Origin of the sequence: Sphingobacterium sp. SGR-19 (assembly GCF_011043555.1) — a bacterium.
Lineage (GTDB): Bacteria > Bacteroidota > Bacteroidia > Sphingobacteriales > Sphingobacteriaceae > Sphingobacterium.
Genome location: NZ_JAAKGS010000002.1, coordinates 674721 through 690215 on the forward strand (window position 1 = coordinate 674721; position 15495 = coordinate 690215).

A 15495-nucleotide genomic window follows, 5' to 3' on the forward strand; every position below is an offset into this window, starting at 1 on the left:
GTTTATCTTCTTTTTTTGAAATCAATTTCCACGTGGATTTCGGTACCTTGTTCGGACGAATAGATGTTTATCTTGCCTTGGAAAGCATCCACGCGTTGTCTCACATTTTGTAACCCCATGCCTTCTGTGACCTGCTCTTGGTCAAACCCGATCCCGTCATCCTGCACGGTGAAGGATATGCGGTCTTCCTCCTGCACTAATTGTACGTTAATATGTTTTGCTTGGGCGTGCTTGAGCGCGTTGTTGACCAGTTCGTGGATACAACGATAGATCATGATCTCCATTTTTTCCGACAAGCGGGTTTCATCACCAAAATAATGAAAGTCGGCGATGGGGATCGCGGAACAGAAATCAGTCAGGGAAGCTTTTAAACCGTAACGCAACAACGACTCCGGCATCATGTGATGCGCTACACGGCGCAGCTCCTGTATAGAATCGTCGAGCATGCCGATAGCTTTCTGAAAACGGGTTACATCAACGGTTTCCAATACGGCTGCTTCGCCTGTCACCTGCGGTAAATTGAATTTCACTAGCGACAACATGCTGCCCAATCCATCATGTAGGTCTTTTGCCAAACGCGTGCGCTCGGCGGTTTCCCCGTCTAAAGTAGCCTGCACCGCTACCAGTTGTTTCTCCTGTTCCAGCCTTTGCGCTTCTTCTTCGGCAAGTTTTCGTTTATTGACAGCTAGTCGGTAACGGATATAAGCAAAGGCGAGGGCAACGAGTAGAATAACGGCACCAGCGAAACCCAGCCAGATATAAAGTCGACGTTGCTTTTCCAATGCGGCTATTTTAAGTTCTTTTTTCTCGGTCTGATATTCCATTTCAAGATATGCGAGATGCTGTTGGTTGTTTTCGTTAAACAGTGTATCCCGTAGCCAATACGCAGAATCGAGATAATGGTAAGCTATTTGGTACTTTGTCTGATGAGCGTTTGTCCTTGCAAGAAGTGACCAGCCGAGCTCTTCATAACTCCGCGCCTGTAGTTTTTTCGCTAAAGCCAAAGATTCTTCGGCAGCTTTATGCGCTTCATTAAACTGTCCATTCGCATAATACGCTTCGGCAACGACATTGGTGGATTGCATTAATACCCATTCATTTCCAGCTTGTCTAGCTAAATCGATGGCAGTTTTTACTAGGGGAATAGCTTGTTTAAACTCGCCTCGATAAGTATGGAGAACACCGTAATTATAATAATACAGCAACAGGTGATGTTTATAGTTGTTTGTCTCAGCAATCTGCTGCATTTCATTAAGGAGAGTAGTAATTTCCTCCGGATCTGCTTGATCCGTTCTCACATGATCAACTAATATACTTACCAGAGACAGAATACCTGTAGCTATCATAAACTCATCTTTATTTTTCCGGGCTATCTCTACGCACTCTCGGGCGTACATCTCTGCTCGTTTATTATCCTCGCCATATAATATTACAGCTAGATTATTCAATGTCTTCGAGCGACTTTCTTCATTCCCCATTCGGTCAAATAGTCGCAGCGCTTCGGTATATTCTTCTACAGCTCCTAGATCATCTCCTTGTTTTTGTTTTATAGCGCCATAGTTGAGACGGAGGATACTGCTTTCATCCACCGCCTCTTTGGTATTTAAAACGTGGTATATACTGTCTGCGAGACCATAATAATAGTAGGCAGAGTCAAAGTGATGCCTAGCATCGTTATAATAAGCTCCTAAAAGACGGTAACTATTTCCTAACAGTAAGGGATCTCGTTGTTTTTTTGAAAAATAGACCGCTTGTTTTGCCATATTGAAAGCTTGATCGGGATCGCTAAATATAGCTGTCTTGCTGCTACGAATGAGAGAATCTATATTGACTTTCCCGCTTTTGTCCGTGTATTTCAATATTAAGGAATCTACCGACTGTGCACGTAAATGGTAGGGAATGCTAAGCGCTATTAAGAGGGATAGAAACGGCCACAATCCGTATGTCTTTTTATATAAATATCTTTTCATAACGCTATTTAAAAAAAGTTTATCAATCGATGTTAGTTATCACTATAGCAAAGGTAAAGTATTTATAACCAATAAAAACCCCCTTTTGGGGGTAAGACCGAAAGGTAGCCACCTGTAACTTTGCTTTTACAATACGAGGAAGATGTAAGCATATTGCTCACAACTCAAGAGAAATAAAGCAATATTATAAACTAAAAAGTAAAGCGATGAAGACAGCAAATAGACTTCTGATAACGGGAGCATTATTGCTCACTATTTGGTCTTGCTCCAAAGACAATGGTAGCGAAGAATCAAACGCAGAGAAAGGCAATGACGAACCAAAAGCGGAAAAAAGTTATGCCACTGGTAAAGTGGTGGACGGACAGGGGAATCCTATAGCAGGAGCTAAGATACTGTTGGACAATACCGTGTTTTATGCATCCTACATCCACGGTGCGACCCAAGAGGACGGCACCTACAAAATTAAAGTACAACCGGGATCCTGGCGCACCTTTGCTTATGTAGAGAGAACCTACAACGGACAGAAATACAGGATGGAACTTTTTCCCGATAAAACGGATTCTTTTTCCGAAGAAGGTGCCGTCCGAAACTTCGTTTGGAAATTGGAAGGCCAAATGCCATGGGAAGCGGAAGGTCATTACGGTGGTTTCGTGATGCTGAGAACAGATTATGGTTTTTACGAAGATGAGAAAGATATCGAGTTGATATTTACACCTGTCGGACCACTGATTGACGGCTCTGCAGGACGTATATTAACTATCCGCTATGGTGGAGACAAATGGCTGAATCGCTCTGAATTACAGGATATTCCCATTGGGCGATATAAGGTGGCAGCAACGTTAAAAAAGAATGGAACAAACCGACCGTTGAAAATTGAAAACTGGGATAAACAGGATGGTTCCGTGTCTGAATTGCAACTGGACTTTCTCCCCGACCCTCCAAATAGAGGTCACAATTCGGCGTCTATCGCCATCGGATATTAAACAGCATGTTCATAACATTTTAAAATCACACGATAATGAAAAAATTACTATTTGCATTGTTAAGCATTTCCCTGCTGTGGACTTCCTGTTCGAAGGGAAAGGAAGACTGCGATCCCGATGATGAAGAAAGTCCCTGCTATCTGATCGTCGGTGTCGGCGATAAGTTGCTGATGACGGAATTAAAAGTAAACGGTAAGATAAACAGTCGATATGAATATGACCAACAGAATCGGGCAATTGTGATGCATGTGTATGATAACGACGGAACAAGCTCACCAATAAAATTTTACTACGGCGGAGATAATATAGTAAAAGTGGAGTACCTATCAGGTGGTGAGTTGGTTATGACCGAAGAATATATCTACGGTTCGGGAGACAAACCCACATCGGGTGTGCTGAAAGATCGTGATGGAAAAACAGATGTACGCATCGAATTCACGTACACTAAAAATGAAGTAAGAGAAACCTCTTTCGATATGGAGGGGAATATGGCTGATTATCATATCTACCGGTTCGACGACAAGGGAAATCCCACCACGAGCATAATCAATGCCAGTGGAAATATGGGCTTCACAACGACCCTAACACATGGAGATTATGACGATCATCCGACTGTCATGACCCATCGGCTCTGGCATTGGAAAATCGGCGCCGTCAACAACGCTCGGTCCTTTTCATCGATCACACAAATGACCGGTGGCGGTACTATCAATAGCGTGGATCAAATCTGGAAGTTCACATATAATGCAGCAGGCTACCCGATGAAAGCCGAGGCTTACGACAGGCAAACAGACGTATTGATGGAAACGCAAACTTACACGTATATAAAAGCAAATTAGGTAACAGGCAATAAGCCGTAAGTTTCGGGTAGTTCTTCATCGATTAGTTAAAATTAAACTGCCTGTTACGTCAAACTAATAAGAATTGTCTATGTGGAAGGGAATGACGTTACTAATATTGCCCCTGCCGGTGTGGATCTCAAAGATTATAACCAAGTTAAAGCTGCTTTAAAATTTTAATTAACACAAATAATAATTACAATAATGAAAAAATCAATCTTTATTCTTCTGGCAATTTTTATTGCCGCAGCTGCCCAAGCGCAGCCTTTTCAAAAAGGGATAACCACTGCTAATGTCGGTGTCGGTTTAGGAACTGCACTCGGCGGGCTTGGTAAGGCGCGTCCGGCTATCAGTGCATCCATTGACCACGGGGTTTGGGACGTCGGACCGGGGATTATTAGTTTAGGCGGTTATGTCGGCAATACCGGATACAAGTATACGAGCGGGAGCTATACCTCTAAATGGAATTACATCGTGGTGGGCGCACGCGGAGCCTATCATTATAACGGCTTTACCTCGGTTCCTAAGTTAGATGTCTATGGTGGTGCGATGCTCGGCTATAATATCGTTAAATATTCATCCGATGGTGATGATATGAATATGGCAAACAGTTATGGCAGTGGTATTGGGTTTAGTGGATTTTTAGGTAGTCGGTGGTTCTTCAGTGATAGCATGGGAGCCTATGCCGAATTAGGATATGGCGTGTCTGTGTTGAATGCTGGTTTAACGTTCAAATTTTAGAAGGCAGCAATACAAAAGCAAAAGCCCCGATGGATGTCCATCGGGGCTTTATGGTATTTAGCAAAACCTAAAATTATTTAGATTTCTTTTCGTCACCTTCCATTTGCTCTTTCAATTGAGCAAGAACATCTAAATCACCTAAAGTAGATTTCTCAACAGAGTCTTTTACTTTTTTCACAGCTGAATTAGCAGCTTTTGCTTCTTTTTTACGATTATTGAATTCTTCGATACGAGCTTCTGATTTTTTGTCTTCCCAGATACGTGAGTGAGAAATAACCAAACGCTTGTTCTCTTTGTTGAACTCAATAATTTTGAACTCAGCAACTTCGTCAACTTTCAGTGGGTTACCGTCTTCTTTGATAGAGTGTTTGTTAGGGCAGAAGCCTTCAACACCATATTGTAATGCAACGATATCACCTTTGTCACCAACTTTGATTACAGTACCTTCGTGGATAGAACCTTCTGTAAAGATAGTTTCAAAAGTATCCCACGGGTTTTCTTCCAATTGTTTGTGTCCTAAAGAAAGTTTGCGGTTTTCTTCGTCAAGTTCCAAAACAACAACCTCTAATGTTTCACCTACTTTAGTGAATTCGTTAGGGTGGTTGATTTTCTTAGACCAAGAAAGATCAGAGATATGGATCAATCCATCGATACCGTCTTCTAATTCAACAAATACACCGAAGTTTGTCATGTTTTTAACAACAGCAGATTGTTTAGAACCAATTGGGTAACGCTCTGTGATGTTTTTCCATGGGTCAGGAGTCAATTGTTTGATACCTAGACTCATTTTACGCTCTTCACGGTCTAATGTTAAGATTTCAGCCTCAATTTCGTCTCCTACTTTCAAGAATTCTTGCGGAGAACGTAGGTTTTGAGACCAAGACATTTCCGATACGTGAATTAAACCTTCTACACCAGGGATAATTTCAAGGAATGCACCGTAGTCAGCTACAGTAACGATTTTTCCTTTTACTTTAGAACCTACTGCTAGGTCTTTGTCTAAAGATTCCCAAGGATGCTCTGATAATTGTTTAAGACCTAAAGCGATACGTTTTTTCTCATCGTCAAAGTCTAAAACAACCACGTTGATCGTTTGGTCTAAAGCCAATACCTCTTTCGGGTGCTCGATACGACCCCAAGAAATATCTGTAATGTGAAGCAAGCCGTCAACACCACCTAGATCGATAAATACACCGAAGTCTGTGATGTTTTTAACAGTACCTTCCAATACTTGACCTTTTTCCAATTTCGCAACGATTTCAGATTTTTGGTTTTCTAAATCGTCCTCGATCAATACTTTATGTGATACAACAACGTTTTTAAACTCATGGTTGATTTTAACCACTTTAAATTCCATTGTTTTACCAACGTACACGTCGTAATCACGGATAGGCTTGATGTCGATTTGTGAACCAGGTAAGAAAGCTTCTACACCTTTAATATCCACAATTAAACCACCTTTAGTACGTGATTTAACGAAACCATCGATAATAGCATCATTTTCCAATGCTTCATTGATAGCTTCCCAAGATTTTTGTGTTTTAGCACGTTTGCGTGACAATACCAACTGACCATTTGCATCCTCTTGTGATTCTACAAATACGTCAACTTTGTCACCAACTTTCAAGTCAGGTAAGTCGCGGAACTCAGATGATGCTACAAGACCGTCTGATTTAAAGCCTACGTTCAATACAACATCTTTGTTATTGATTGATACTACCGTACCTTCAATAATTTCACCTTGGTTGATTTGATTGAACGTTCCAGCGTATTGCTCTTCTAATTTAGCACGCTCTGTGTCACTGTAGTTACCGAACGCTTTTTCATCTAAATCCCAGTCGAAGTCACCCTCTGGTGTGCTCCAAGCGGTAGATTTGATGTCGTCGATTAAATTTGAATCTGCTTCAGACTCGATTTGTTCAGTGTCTTTCACTACTTTAGTGTCAGCACCTTGTAGCTCTGCGTTTTTCGCCGCTAACTCTTTTTCTGCTTCTTGTTTTTTTGCCATTAATTATTAATTCTCCTTTTCCCTGCGTTGCAGGGACTGCAAAGATACGAAAAACTTTTATTTACAATAGATTATATTGAAAAAAGTCATTTTTAAAGCACGGCTTACGATGAGTGGAAATACCGTTCCATCTTTTCCTGGAAAATTTGAGGGGCACGACATGGCTTGTTCTTTTCCATATCGACAAATACAAGTTGGGTGTAACCCGTATTCAGCAGTACCCCATTTTGATTATATATCTCGTATTCAAATTTAATACGTACCACCGGTTTTTCTTTAATATAGGTTTTGACCGTAATCAGGTCATCGTATCGGGCGGGCTGGTAATATTTGCAAATCAGATCGGTAACGGGTAACATAACGCCGATATCCTCTAATTCCTTATACGAAATGCCTGTACTACGCAACATCTCCGTACGGGCTACCTCATAAAATGACGCATAATTTCCGTAGTATACATAACCCATTTTATCTGTTTCTGCATAGCGTATACGTAAAGTGGTTTCGTGTGTAAACATGTTCGTTTCTCCTATCTCATTATATTTCGTTCGTTCAGCGCGCGCTGAAATTTCCGTGCATTTATCAAATGTTCTGCTTGTGTTCTGGCGAAATTATGGTAACCGGAGAAATCATCCTTGGCACACATATAAATGTAATCATGCTTGCTATGATTAAGGACGGCATCGATGGATGCAATGCTGGGAAGCATAATTGGCCCCGGGGGCAGCCCTTTATATCGATATGTATTGTATGGATTGTCGATGGTGAGATGCCTATTTAGTACGCGTCGAATAGTAAAGTCACTATTAGCAAAGATTACTGTCGGATCTGCTTGTAATAACATTCCTTTTTCCAAACGATTGAGGTATAGCCCTGCGATATCCGGCATCTCATCGGTATGTAATGCCTCTCCTTTAACAATGGAAGCTAGCACACTAACCTCCTGAGGCGTTAGATTAAGAGCTGCAGCTTTTTTCTTGCGTTCGGTTGTCCAAAACTTGTTGTATTCCTCATGAAAACGTGCGACGATTTTGTTTGGCGGGGTATTCCAATATATCTCATAGGTATTCGGGATAAACATGGTAAAGAAGTTATCCACCGTAAAACCATACGATTCGGCAAGCTCTTCGTTATCAAGAATCTCGATAAAAGTAGTTGAGTCCGCTTCAAAGTTTTTACCGAGCAAAGCTGCAAAGTTCTCTTTAAGACGAAGATTTTCAAATCGAAATTTGACTGCCTCCTGATAACCTCCTCGAAGATTGCCTATCAAGCGTCTGTTGGACATGCCTTCGGTAAGCTTATAACGTCCCGGCTTTACACTTTTCGGATACTCCATAGCCTCTGCTATATAACGAAAAAATGCAGGGTTCTTGACGATCTGTTGTTCGGTAACCGCGCGCATGACATCATCGAAAGTATCATCTGTCTTTACATACAGATATTCCTGCTTATCCGTGACACTTGGTCCTATAAAAGCCTGGTAACCTATCCACGCAGCCACGGCTCCTAGAACCAATAATAAGATAAATATAATTTTGAACGCGTTCCGAAAGCCTCTTCTTTTTTCCGCCATGTTTCTTTAGTTAGGTAACGAATGAGATAACGTTACGTTTATCGCGCTGCCCAAGCTTATAAATCCAGCCGTACTATCTGGTTGTTGGGAAATGATTGTTGTCGACAACGAATCGGTGATCGTTCCAGAATATGCGATGTCACCTAAGCTCAATCCGACACCTGAAAGGGCAAATCGGGCTTCGCTCAATGATAAACCAATAAGATTAGGTACTTCAACGTCGTCTGCTCCCCGCCCGTTACCCAATACAAGCGTTATCTGCGATCCTTTTGGGATGAGCCTTCCAGCTTTTAACGGTTGGCCGCCAAATTTGACATCTAAAACGACATCTCGTGCGATATCCGCAATGTATACGGTGTCAGCGATTTTAAGAGACTGGTTTTTTAAAATCGCAGACGCTTCAATGAACGTTTTCTCAATAATATTTGGGAAAGCTACCTCTGGCGGTGTTTCGGTGATAATGGTCAGGTAAATCGTCCTTCCGGTTTTTACCTGTGATTTAGGATCCGGATCTTGTTCGATGACCAGTCCCGGTTGTGCATCCATTTGATACACATAGTCGATCGAATATTCTAAATCCGCTTTCTCGAGCGTCTTCATCGCGTCGTCGATGTGTCGACCCTTTACCTGTGGCACTTCGATGGAAACGCCATGCTTTGTATACCATTTGAGCCCGAAGAAAATACCTAAAAATAACAGCGCGAATGCGATCAAGGCACCAATTAAGTTCTTTCTAAACGTATCTGTTCGCAGATACAGCAATAATTTCGACATCTATTGTTCCTATAAAATTAAGATACATTTGCCATGTACCGAACTTTCTATATAATAGACAAAATTATTCTTTTTTCGCTGTAACACAAGTTATATTTGTTCTCGTTTAACATTAATTAAGAAGTTAGTCGGTTAATAAGGTTGAATGAACCCTTCTGGACTGTCAATGGTATCAATATATAACAACACATGAAGACGAAAGTGGCTTTAATTACCGGAGGTTATACCGGGGAGGCAGAGGTTTCTTTTAAGAGCGCTGCATTTGTACAGGAACAACTTGACAAGGACAAATATGATATATGCCCCATAACGATCACGTTGGATACTTGGTTTCACGTGACGGATGCAGGCATTAAAATTCCGGTAAACAGAGCGGATTTTTCGTTGGATATCGACGGACATGTCTTGACGTTTGATATTGCTTTTATTATTTTGCATGGTTCGCCGGGCGAAGACGGGCGGTTGCAGGGATATCTTGATATGATTGGGATTCCGTATACGTCATGCGGCGCATTGACATCTGCACTAACTATGAATAAGGAGTATACCAAAGCGGTTATCGTCGGTATCCAAGATCTGCATGTGGCGAAATCTGTTTTGCTGTTTAGAACGAATCGAGAAGACGCTAAGGAGATCGTGCAGCGAAATCTAATTTTGCCTTATTTCGTAAAACCCAATGCTGGTGGGAGCAGTATAGGGATGTCAAAAGTGAAAGCGTTATCAGAACTACAAGAAGCATTGGATAAAGCTTTTGACGCCCCAAATACCGGCTGCCAGGTTCTTGTCGAAGAATTTGTAACAGGTCGTGAATTTTCTCAGGGCATTTTTCGAAATGCAAAAGGAGAGCTGGTGGTATTACCCGCTACCGAGGTTCGCACGACACGAGAGTTTTTTGATTTCGAAGCAAAATATGTAGCCGGCTTAACGGAAGAGATCACACCTGCTGACTTAACAGACGAGCAGAAAGAAAGAGCTTCCCGAATTATTCAGGATATCTATGTCCGCTTGGATTGCAAAGGTATGGTGCGCGTCGACTTCTTTTTAGAGACCGGTACAGATAAGTTTTACTTTATTGAAATTAATACTATCCCCGGACAGACACCACAAAGTTTTATACCACAACAAGTTCGGGCTGCGGGAATGAAAGAAGGTGATTTTTATGCCGAGTTAATTGAAGCGGCTATATCATCCGCTCCCAAACTTCAAAAGTAAAATCATAAACATGACGTTCATCCTGGACGTGCCTTTCTTCACTCACCTTTTTCCACGCGGATTGTGGGAGCTCTGGGAAGTAGGCGTCTCCGTTCAGTGTGGTGTGTACGCGTGTTAGCAGGACCTTTTGAGCGAGTGGAAGCGCCTGTTGATAAATTTTGGCACCGCCGATGATGAAGATTTCCCTTTCATCACGACAATACGTAAGTACCTCGTCGAGCGAATTGGCTACATCGACATTGTCTGCTGACCAATTCAAATCTCTCGTTAGAACAATATTGCGTCGTTGCGGTAACGGCTTTCCAATGGATTCATACGTTTTTCGACCCATGACAACAGAATGGTCTAACGTATGCTGTTTGAAATATTTGAAATCATCGGGGAGATGCCATAGCATCTGGTTGTTTTTTCCAATAGCATTGTTCTCTGCTGCAGCAACAATTAGTGTTATTTTTAATTCACTCATCATTCATCACTTATGGTTCATCACGCAGTTCCTACACGGCAACAGGAGCTTTAATATGAGGGTGAAACTCGTAATTTTCCAATTCAAAATCTTCAAACTTAAAATCGAAAATATTTTTTACATCCGGATTTATTTTCATGGTCGGCAGCGGCTTCGGTTCTCGGCTTAGCTGCAACTCCGTTTGTTCGAAATGATTGCTGTATATATGAGCGTCTCCTAATGTGTGGACGAAATCACCAACTTCCATATCACATACTTGAGCAACCATCATAGTCAATAAAGCGTATGATGCGATATTGAACGGTACACCCAAGAAGATATCCGCGCTTCGCTGGTAAAGTTGGCAAGAAAGCTGTGGCTTCATTATGCCCTTTTCAGGTTGCACGGGTGCAACATAAAATTGGAAAAAAGCATGACAGGGTGGGAGTGCCATGTTTTCAATTTCCGCAACATTCCATGCGGAGACGATAATCCGGCGAGAGTCAGGTGATTTTTTAAGCTGCTCCATAACTTGCGTTATTTGGTCGATATGGCGGCCGTCCGGTGTTGGCCAAGAGCGCCATTGTGAACCATATACAGGCCCCAGATTACCATTTTCATCAGCCCATTCATCCCAAATGCTTACCCCGTTCTCTTTTAAATAGTTGATATTTGTATCGCCTTGTAAGAACCAGATCAATTCATGTATGATGGAACGAAGATGCAATTTTTTTGTGGTAACTAACGGAAAACCGTCGTTGAGGTTGAAACGCATCTGGTAACCAAATACACTGCGTGTTCCCGTACCCGTACGATCCGTCTTATCAACCCCATTTTCATAAACATGTTTCAGTAAATCCAGATATTGTTTCATAATGACTACGAAGATAGTTGTTTCTTTCCTTTTTTTCTAGATAAAAAAAGGAACAAAAAAATCACGACTTGTATCGTTCCGCTATTTTTACTCGCCGATTCCTTAACAAAATTAAACTCACTTCGTTCAGACAAAATTTTGTTTTAGCGGAATCGTCTTCATAAAATCACGCGGAACGATACGATGTCGATTGTAGTCCACGTATCGTGGACTTTGGGTGTCTATGGCACCATCCTTTCCCTAAGATAAAAAAAGGTCGCCTCAAAACTTCGATGTGGAATTCGTAGGTTAAGGAGGGGGATACAATTGCACTATCCTGCCCTTAATTTTTTTAGGTCGCCTCAAAAGCTTTGGCAACTGTAGAAATTTCATTTTCGCACTATCCAGAATGCCAAAGGTTTTCAGCGACGAGTTTTTTTTGGTTACTTTTTTTTGAGGGAAAAAAAAGTAACTTTGCAAAATCGTCATGAACAAAAAAGTAGCTTTTTATACGTTGGGATGTAAACTGAATTATTCAGAAACATCTTCCATCGGCAGGATTTTCAAAGAAGCAGGCTATGAAACCACTCCGTTTAATAGTAAGGCAGATGTCTATGTCATCAATACATGTTCGGTGACCGATCATGCGGATAAAAAGTGTCGTAAGGTCGTGAAAGAAGCACTAAAGCATTCTCCAAATGCGTATGTTACCATCGTGGGATGCTACGCCCAGTTAAAACCGCGGGAGATAGCTGAGATACCCGGAGTGGATATGGTATTAGGAGCAGCTGAGAAATTTAATATTATCGAACATATCAACGATCTAACGAAACAAGAAAAAGCTGTTGTTCATAACGCACCAATAGACGAAACACACCAATTTGTTTCTGCGTATTCCATAGGCGATCGGACGCGTACATTCTTAAAAGTACAGGATGGTTGTGATTACTCGTGTACATTCTGTACGATACCATTGGCACGTGGCGCGAGCCGTTCGGGTAAAATTGAAGATATCGTACGGCAAGCGGAAGAGATTGCGGCCTCGGGCGTAAAAGAGATTGTATTGACGGGAGTTAATATTGGCGACTTTGGGATACGGGATGGAAAACGGCAAGACCGTTTTTTGGATTTGGTGAAAGCATTAGATGAGGTGGAGGGCATAGACCGTATACGAATTTCCTCTATTGAGCCAAACCTGCTCGCGAATGAAATCATAGAATTTGTAGCACAATCTAAAAGATTTGTGCCGCATTTCCACATGCCGTTACAGTCGGGAAGTAATAAATTATTGGGGAAAATGCGCCGGCGTTATAAGCGTGAGCTTTACGCAGAACGTGTAGCGAAGATAAAATCGCTGATGCCCGATTGTTGTATCGGTGTAGATGTTATCGTGGGATTTCCTGGCGAGACGCGTGAAGATTTTCTCGATACGTATAATTTCTTAAATGAAATGGATATTTCCTATTTGCATGTCTTTACATATTCAGAAAGGGAAAATACGATTGCTGCGCAGATGGAAGGAGCCGTTCCCGGTGCGCAACGTAGTGACAGAAGCAAAATGCTGCATATCCTTTCAGAGAAAAAGCGACGCGCGTTTTATGAAAAGCAACTTGGTAAAATCGGAGAGGTGCTGTTTGAGAGTGATGTTAAGGACGGCTATATGCATGGATTTTCGAAAAACTATGTGAAAGTACGTTCATTGTATGACCCGTTACTCGTCAACGAAATTATACCGGCCAAATTCACGGCTATCACCGAACAATGTGAAGTGGAGATCGAAGAATTGCCTGAATTATTGGTACATGCATAATATTACCTAACGTTTACGGATATTGAGTAAAATCACCACCACCAATATGCCGGCTACCCCTATAAATTGCCATATAGACACCTCTTCCTTTAGTACAATATAGGACATACAAACAGCTACAGGCAGTTCAATGTAACTCAATATATTTCCGAGCGATACACCTGTTTTAGGGATTCCATAAGAGAATAAAAGAGGGGGTAGGACTGTCCCGAAAACGGAAAGTAACAATCCATAACGCCATAGGGATGAAAAAACCGAAGAGGTGAAAAGGGTAAACGGTTGCAATACAACAAAAACCAAGAGAAACGCCCCGATAATCATGTAAGCACTTTTTTGAAGAGGCGGATGATCGTTGCCAACCCGTCCACTGACGATAATAAATATGGCGTAAGCGGTAGCCGCAAGAAGCCCATAACCGATGCCAACGATGCTGACCGATTTAAAGTCATGCTCTAATAACCCTGTCGCGAGAACCGTACTTCCCAAGATAGCAGCAATACCGATCGTTTGTCGTCGCGTAAGTTTTGTTTTGAAGAAAATAAACTCGATCAGTTGTCCGATCCAAATATATTGCATCAAGAGAATGATGGCCAAAGAGGCCGGAACAAGCTGTACGCTTTTGTAATACAAAATACTGACTGCACCGGTAGATAGCCCGCTGACGATGATGTGCCATTTCGGTGAAGCGGAAGAATATTTGGAAAAGTAGCCTTTATTAGCGATAAACATCATTCCAATGAATATCCATAAGAGTAGCATACCAAAAAGCGCTTGGATACCTGTTACCTCGCCCAAAGTGAAGCCTTGTGCATAGGCTTTTTTTACAAAGGTGGATAATATACCAAAGCTGGCAGCACCTAAAACAACAGCAATAATACCTTTTACTCGTTCCCTGTCCATTTTGGCGCGCAAGATACAAAATCATTCTCCAAACTTTGTTAAACGCATCCTGATGTTTATTTTTGTGCTATGCAGCACCGATCATACAAGTATATTACGCTATTATCATGGGTTATGGCCGTTTTTCTATTGGCGTCTTGTGGGGCCAAAAGAAAAGTACTCCATGGAAATCGCTCACATCGTGGCACACCTAATATGAGCATCCCTACAGACGCAAGTGATGCACGTGGTAAATCGGTATCTGGTTCTGGGATAGATAATTATGCTGCGATACTAGGCGTTTCCGCACGTGATTTGAACAACAAATCACTTTATTCTTTCATCGATAAATGGTTAGGGAGTCCGCATCGTCTCGGCGGTATGCAACCTTCAGGAATAGATTGTTCCGGCTTTGTGGGGATCTTATATAGAGAGGTATATGGTAAAAATTTACCAAGGAGCTCCCGGGATATGAGCGAACATGTGAAAAGAAAATATGAAAGACAATTAAAAGAGGGTGATTTGGTATTTTTCTCCTTTGGAGGAAGAAACATAGATCACGTAGGTGTGTACCTGCATAATAATAAATTTGTACATGTGTCGACACGGAGAGGCGTCATTATTTCTGACATCAAAGACAGCTGGTATTACAAATACTTTGTACGCGCCGGTACACCAAAAATCTAACATTTAAATTACAATCCCTTTTTAATAAGCCTATACTTTCCTGTCTAAGTTCAGCCGTAATGTGTATTTTTGCGACAAATTGATTTGTCATGAGTAGAAGATCGAAGACCATCTTTTTGGCACTGTGTATTATCGGTTCTTTTTTTATTTATTGTGTTTATTATTATTCCAATATGGTAAAGAATGCACCTTTTCGTTATTCCGATTTTGAATATATTTCCATTCAATACGGTTCGCGGGATTCGATGCTAAACAGCTACAATTCGGCAACGCAGGATTATCAATATCTCAATCGTGAAAATGAAATCGTTAAAAAGAAATTGAAGCTGACGAGCGATGATTTACTTTTTCTACACCGTAAAGCGATGGAAATGGGATTTTGGAATGTGGACAATGATATGACAACGCATAGAGCAGATTCGCTTGAAGGAAGGATGGTGCCGCGATACATTCTGGAATATAAGTACAAGGAAAAAGGAAAAACTGTGACGATGGATGCAGATTATCCGGGGAATCAAAAAATGATGGACGCCGCCAAAACGACGATCGAAACGGTTTTAGAGCGGATAAATATCGCGAATGCACGGTAAAAAAGATTAGCAACAATATTACCTTTTTAACATAAAGCTAATGAGCACTTCACATTAAAAGTTCACCTTTGTGGTGAGTAATTTTTGTTCGTCATTAATGTGTAATTAATGGTTAGTGTTTATGTTCAGGC

Annotated in this window: 15 protein-coding genes; 7 read left to right on the top strand and 8 right to left on the bottom strand. The window is 41.4% G+C overall.

What is annotated here, in order from left to right:
* Positions 1-2: 2 nt before the first annotated feature.
* On the bottom strand, positions 3-1970 hold the full coding sequence (locus G5B43_RS06525) for a sensor histidine kinase (protein WP_165293897.1): 1968 nt from the start codon (positions 1968-1970) through the stop codon (positions 3-5).
* Between the two features lie 206 nt (positions 1971-2176).
* Between G5B43_RS06525 and G5B43_RS06530 the strand changes: the two genes are divergently transcribed.
* The 3 genes from G5B43_RS06530 (at position 2177) to G5B43_RS06540 (ending at position 4533) form a co-directional block, all read left to right on the top strand.
* Positions 2177-2953: a carboxypeptidase-like regulatory domain-containing protein gene (locus G5B43_RS06530; RefSeq protein ID WP_165293898.1), complete on the top strand. Its 777-nt coding sequence runs from the start codon at positions 2177-2179 to the stop codon at positions 2951-2953.
* Positions 2954-2988: 35 nt separating this feature from the next.
* On the top strand, positions 2989-3792 hold the full coding sequence (locus G5B43_RS06535) for a hypothetical protein (protein WP_165293899.1): 804 nt from the start codon (positions 2989-2991) through the stop codon (positions 3790-3792).
* Between the two features lie 204 nt (positions 3793-3996).
* Positions 3997-4533 (top strand): hypothetical protein, encoded by a 537-nt coding sequence (locus G5B43_RS06540; RefSeq protein ID WP_165293900.1) that lies wholly within the window; start codon positions 3997-3999, stop codon positions 4531-4533.
* A gap of 73 nt (positions 4534-4606) precedes the next feature.
* Here G5B43_RS06540 and rpsA read toward each other — a convergent pair whose 3' ends face one another.
* The 4 genes from rpsA to G5B43_RS06560 all read right to left on the bottom strand — a co-directional run bounded on the left by rpsA (position 4607) and on the right by G5B43_RS06560 (position 8888).
* Entirely contained in the window at positions 4607-6541 is a 1935-nt protein-coding gene (gene rpsA, locus G5B43_RS06545) for a 30S ribosomal protein S1 (RefSeq protein WP_165293901.1), read from the bottom strand.
* A 104-nt stretch (positions 6542-6645) separates the two neighbouring features.
* Positions 6646-7059: an acyl-CoA thioesterase gene (locus tag G5B43_RS06550; RefSeq protein ID WP_165293902.1), complete on the bottom strand. Its 414-nt coding sequence runs from the start codon at positions 7057-7059 to the stop codon at positions 6646-6648.
* A gap of 11 nt (positions 7060-7070) precedes the next feature.
* Positions 7071-8114, bottom strand: a complete 1044-nt coding sequence (gene mltG, locus G5B43_RS06555) for an endolytic transglycosylase MltG (protein WP_165293903.1) — start codon at positions 8112-8114, stop codon at positions 7071-7073.
* A 6-nt stretch (positions 8115-8120) separates the two neighbouring features.
* Positions 8121-8888, bottom strand: a complete 768-nt coding sequence (locus G5B43_RS06560) for a PASTA domain-containing protein (RefSeq protein WP_165293904.1) — start codon at positions 8886-8888, stop codon at positions 8121-8123.
* A 189-nt stretch (positions 8889-9077) separates the two neighbouring features.
* Between G5B43_RS06560 and G5B43_RS06565 the strand changes: the two genes are divergently transcribed.
* A complete protein-coding gene (locus tag G5B43_RS06565; RefSeq protein ID WP_165293905.1) occupies positions 9078-10100 on the top strand; it encodes a D-alanine--D-alanine ligase family protein in 1023 nt (340 codons plus the stop codon).
* On the opposite strand, the gene G5B43_RS06570 is transcribed toward G5B43_RS06565, so the two are convergent.
* Positions 10069-10569 carry a dihydrofolate reductase gene (locus G5B43_RS06570; RefSeq protein WP_240904773.1) on the bottom strand — a complete coding sequence of 167 codons (501 nt, stop codon included), beginning with the start codon at positions 10567-10569 and terminating at the stop codon, positions 10069-10071. The two genes, G5B43_RS06565 and G5B43_RS06570, sit on opposite strands and share 32 nt — an antisense overlap.
* 28 nt (positions 10570-10597) lie before the next feature.
* Positions 10598-11419, bottom strand: coding sequence for a thymidylate synthase (locus tag G5B43_RS06575; RefSeq protein ID WP_165293906.1), 822 nt, complete (start codon positions 11417-11419; stop codon positions 10598-10600).
* Positions 11420-11885: 466 nt separating this feature from the next.
* On the opposite strand from G5B43_RS06575, the gene mtaB reads away from it, so the two are divergent.
* Positions 11886-13208 (top strand): tRNA (N(6)-L-threonylcarbamoyladenosine(37)-C(2))-methylthiotransferase MtaB, encoded by a 1323-nt coding sequence (mtaB, locus tag G5B43_RS06580; RefSeq protein ID WP_165293907.1) that lies wholly within the window; start codon positions 11886-11888, stop codon positions 13206-13208.
* 6 nt (positions 13209-13214) lie between these two features.
* Here the strand turns inward: mtaB and G5B43_RS06585 are convergent, their stop codons facing one another.
* Complete coding sequence (locus tag G5B43_RS06585) at positions 13215-14108, bottom strand: DMT family transporter (RefSeq protein WP_165293908.1); 894 nt, start codon at positions 14106-14108, stop codon at positions 13215-13217.
* A gap of 114 nt (positions 14109-14222) precedes the next feature.
* Here G5B43_RS06585 and G5B43_RS06590 point away from each other — a divergent pair, with 114 nt between their 5' ends.
* Together G5B43_RS06590 and G5B43_RS06595 are read left to right on the top strand one after the other, a co-directional pair.
* Complete coding sequence (locus G5B43_RS06590) at positions 14223-14774, top strand: C40 family peptidase (protein ID WP_165293909.1); 552 nt, start codon at positions 14223-14225, stop codon at positions 14772-14774.
* Between the two features lie 89 nt (positions 14775-14863).
* Complete coding sequence (locus G5B43_RS06595; RefSeq protein ID WP_240904774.1) at positions 14864-15364, top strand: hypothetical protein; 501 nt, start codon at positions 14864-14866, stop codon at positions 15362-15364.
* Positions 15365-15495 lie beyond the last annotated feature (131 nt).